General features: G+C 44.9%; 6 protein-coding genes. 3 read left to right on the top strand and 3 right to left on the bottom strand.

Annotation, left to right across the window (positions count from 1 at the left end; translation table 11 throughout):
* The 3 genes from H6G97_RS46705 to H6G97_RS46695 form a co-directional block, all read right to left on the bottom strand.
* A partial coding sequence (locus H6G97_RS46705; RefSeq protein ID WP_190947191.1) for a serine/threonine protein kinase occupies nt 1–490 on the bottom strand: 490 nt, incomplete at its 3' end.
* Nucleotides 491–809: 319 nt separating this feature from the next.
* Nucleotides 810–1721, bottom strand: a complete 912-nt coding sequence (locus H6G97_RS46700) for a hypothetical protein (protein WP_190947190.1) — start codon at nt 1719–1721, stop codon at nt 810–812.
* 151 nt (nt 1722–1872) lie between these two features.
* Nucleotides 1873–2118 (bottom strand): helix-turn-helix domain-containing protein, encoded by a 246-nt coding sequence (locus tag H6G97_RS46695; protein ID WP_199345100.1) that lies wholly within the window; start codon nt 2116–2118, stop codon nt 1873–1875.
* A gap of 148 nt (nt 2119–2266) precedes the next feature.
* Here H6G97_RS46695 and H6G97_RS46690 point away from each other — a divergent pair, with 148 nt between their 5' ends.
* From H6G97_RS46690 to H6G97_RS46680, 3 genes are all read left to right on the top strand, one after another.
* Nucleotides 2267–3085 (top strand): hypothetical protein, encoded by an 819-nt coding sequence (locus H6G97_RS46690; RefSeq protein WP_190947189.1) that lies wholly within the window; start codon nt 2267–2269, stop codon nt 3083–3085.
* Between the two features lie 177 nt (nt 3086–3262).
* Nucleotides 3263–3550 (top strand): hypothetical protein, encoded by a 288-nt coding sequence (locus tag H6G97_RS46685; RefSeq protein ID WP_190947188.1) that lies wholly within the window; start codon nt 3263–3265, stop codon nt 3548–3550.
* Nucleotides 3551–3623: 73 nt separating this feature from the next.
* Entirely contained in the window at nt 3624–3806 is a 183-nt protein-coding gene (locus H6G97_RS46680; protein ID WP_190947187.1) for a hypothetical protein, read from the top strand.
* Nucleotides 3807–4146 lie beyond the last annotated feature (340 nt).

The raw sequence follows: 4146 nt of genomic DNA, 5'->3' as shown, positions 1-4146 counted from the left end.
TCGGATTCGTGCGGTTAAATTGGGTCGCAATCCCAAAATCAATAATTTTTACAACGCCAGTATCTAGATTAAAGACTATGTTTCCAGGGTTGATATCTTTATGAATGATATTGGCTGCATGGATTCTGCCCAGAATGTCGCAAACAGCGATCCCTACATCTAGAAAAGTGGATAAAGGCATGGGGCAGAAGATATCTGGACGCTTGTGCATCCATTGCTCTAGGGACTCTCCCCCAAAATCTTCTAAGATAATCACCAGAGTCCGTTGATAGTCCTGCTGACTGTATGCCTTGATAACTCCTTCCAGATTTAGGGAGCGGGTAATTTTATATTCCTGTCTGTAGCGGGTTAGTTCTTGGGGAGAGGGATAATCAAGCTTTAGCATTTTTACGATGAGCGCTACTCCATCGTCTCTGATGCCCCGGTACACTAGAGAATTGTCACTTTCGTATATTTTGTTTTGGATAGCAATACCAGGCAGAGTGATCATAGAGCAACTCTTGAGAGAATAATCTGGCATAATCCAAACTATACAGCAATCCAGCTATCTACATTTTTCAGCTTCTTAAATCCTATTTGGTTTTGTTCATTTCTAGCCAGTTGTAGAGTGGGAACTGAACTCTGTTGAGCGCTATATAAATCATGTAGAGGGGTTCTACAGCACTCAATTAAACAACTGGCATAGCTGGATGTCAAGAAGCGGGAAGTTTTATCTTTTCCCTCGTACAACTTCTTCACTGTCCCGTTGTGTTGCTAACTCCATTGAAACTGCAACCCAAAGACATTGGATGCCAATTTGCCAAAATTGTTTAAGGTATTTTCCCATACTCCGACTCCAGAACACTCAACAGCTTCTCTTCCACAGCAGTAAGATAAGGACGGTTCAGCTTTCCCAATAACTGCAACAGACTTTTGACTGTCTCCTCAAGTGAATCGGAATACACCCGACTGATGCGATCACAAATCGCCTGCATCTGCTGACACTCCGCAGGTAGGTAATCGTAAGATTTCAGGTGCTGCAACCCAACCGTGTACTCCCGATCCCACATTCTCACGCTGCAACTGAAGTCATTCACTGCGCTGACAATTGCCCAGCACCCGCCCTTGCCTCTGAGTTCGGGGTTGTCCTTTGTGAAGATTTGGCAGACTTCACCCAACTGGTAGGTATTAGGTACTTGGGTACGCTCCATTATGCGCTGCACAACATCTTTCACGATTCTACCAGTTGGCACTTTCCCGCCAGCAACTTCTACTGCTCTTAGCCACACTTCCTGCTGTTCCTGGGGTTCAAGTTTAGTCATGGGTCGGACTTGCCCCTCTGCTGTCGGCAAAATGTCCACAATTTGTGGACATTTTTGTAAGTTGTCCACAACAACTGCCGCATCAACTAGCTGGTAAGAACGGGAACGATTGTAGCCAAACCTGTCTAAACAGTATTCATCAAAGGCTTTGTGCGTGGAGCGATATAATCTGCGATCGCGTAATTCCGTCAGCGCCTTCCCTGCCTCAAAGAACGCCCGCTCCACTTTCCTTTCCAAGTGTAGGCGATCGCTTTGCTCCTCTTGAGTCAACTCTGTTACTTCAACAGCAGTAACAGTGATTGTTGCTGTAGCTGGATCTACTTGCTGAGAGATATCCTCATTTGCAGAGTTAGCTGCTGAAGTTGAATTGTTAGATGCGGGAGAAGTGGCTTTTTTGCGTCTAGAAGGTGGTTTAGGCATGATTCCACCTTTCTAGTTCAATGAGATTTTCTCAGAGTCAATTGCAACATAATTTCTGGATGTAACTGATAACTGCATAGACGTAGCCCAACCCAGGCATCGCTTCTCTAATAAGACAGAGGGGAGAGCAAGAGGATTAATAGTATGAATATCAATCATCAAACTGTACCCCTAAATCTACACCCAGCACCTCTTCAATTTTCCGAAGAGTTTCTTCTGCTACACCACCTAATACAGCTTCCGCCTCTAACTGATACCAATAGTTACGGGATATCCCAACTTCTTTAGCCATCTGTGTAACTGGTCGCCCCCTGGCTTCTCTGGCCTGTTTAATGCGATCGCCCAATCCAGGAACATCTACTTCTAACTTAATAATCCGTCTTACTTTCACAGTCATAGTCATAATTCCAATTCTAAAAGTATATGTTAATTGTCAACCAAACAGTTGACAATGTGTTAATTAACAGATTACACTATTAGGTATAAAGAAAGCGCCCCAGACTGGTAATCGAAGCGCTTTCTGTCCCGTTAGGAACTGATTTATTATGACTCACGTTATTTACACAGCACAACAGCTGCAACTGAAATCTATTGCCCATGTCAAGCAAATCTACAGCGAAATCGCCTGCACAGTCGAAGTAAGCGATAAACGCTGTAAGGATGCCTGGATTTCCGCCATTGTTAACTATCAGGCAAGCAAGATTCAGAAACTCGCCCCCGCTCCCCTCAACGAACAAGACCTCGCCCAAGCCGAACTCGACAACTACATCACTGACCAAGCCCAAGCCATAGCTCCCGAACCACTGACAATAATCGAAATCTCGTTTGACCATCACGAATATTACGCTGATGACAAAGTGGTAGCCAGCATTAGCCATGACGATAATCTAACCCAGCCTTGGGTAGTGATGGTAAACGGCACTGAAAAATTCCGAGCTAACACCTGGGCAAGATGCAACCGCTTCATTGAATGGCATCACCAAGATGGAACACTTAACGAACCAGTACCCACACAAACTGAGGTTGAAGAAACTGCGACCACTGGTAACGAAGTCATGGCGCAGATTTTCATTGAATGTGAGAAGTACGGGTTTGAAATCCTGGACGATGGCATTTACCACAACGACATCAAACTGGGTGAAGTGGGCTGCACTGATGGTGGCTGGTGGGTGATGCGTACTGGGGAATGTCAACAACTATTGTGTGACTCGGCAATGGAAGCAGTTCAATCGCTGTCAATGGTGGACGTGTCTTGTGATAGTAAATCCATTTTTGATGAATATTTTTTAGAGCAACCCTTAGAACAGCTAACTGGCGATAAATTACAACGACTGCTGGAGAGAGCGGAGTTAGTCACAGCGTAATTCAGTAGTCAGAATCCAGGAGTCAGGAGTCAGTAAAGAAACAAAGAGCAGGGTGGAGAAGTTAATAAAATCTGCTTTCCTTCCTCCTCTTCTTCCCACCTCTTCCCGAAATTCTGACTTCTGAATTCTGACTCCTGAATTCTTCTCTCATTTTCCCTCCATTCATTAATCACAAATATGCAACCTACGATCTCAATCCCTCAACACTGGGGCTACCCTCACTTTGCTTTGGAACAGCGTACAGAACAAGGCACGATTCTAGGCCTTTACTACTACCCCTCCGGTACAGAACTGGCTGAACAATTTGATGATGGTTGGCGCTATGTACTGATGCTTAATAAGAATTCTGATGAAATATCGTACTTGCAAGAGGATCAAATCCAACCGCTCACGCCAGAAGAATTATTCCAGCAAATTACCGCAGAGATTGACTTTTATCAACAGCAAATAACATCAAGTTGGTGAGGAGATACTGCAAGAGCTTTGGGGCGGGGAAGTTGGGGCTGACCAGCTACAATTAACCCTTGTCCAAAATTGCTTGACAAACCACCTTACTGCATATCCACCTTTGGTATCGTCGCTGATCGAGAAATGTCACGCACTGGGTTATCCTGTGAAGTGCGTTCCCGCTTCGGGTTGCCGTAGGCATCGCCTAGCTTACGGCTACTACCAAGTATCTCTGCATGACGAAGATTTGGGAGATTGGTCGGGGTTGCAGTAGGAGTTCTATCGGGGGCTGCTGCCGGGGTTGGCGGCGGCGGTGGGGTCGGGCTGACGGTGGAGTGTCTTGCGGGGGCGAGGGGTGGGCGGTTGAGTTTAATGATTAAATAATTTTTTAAAAGGTATTAAACTAAATATTATTCAATAGCTAAAGCTTTCTTTTTTATGGAACCAGTACTACCTGAATCAAAACTAGAAAATGTTATTAGGTTGGTTAAGCGTTTTAGTGCTGGCGCAGTAATCGGACTAGTGATTGCTGTAATGCACTGGTATTGGTACGCAACCTATTTTGGGTATTCACTACCTTTAAGCAGAAGTATTACAGGGTGTGTATTACTAGT

It is taken from the genome of Nostoc flagelliforme FACHB-838 (genome assembly GCF_014698065.1).
GTDB classification, from domain to species: Bacteria; Cyanobacteriota; Cyanobacteriia; order Cyanobacteriales; family Nostocaceae; genus Nostoc; species Nostoc flagelliforme_B.
The sequence above is the reverse complement of the archived record's forward strand: the minus strand, read 5'-3'. Positions and strand labels throughout refer to the sequence as shown.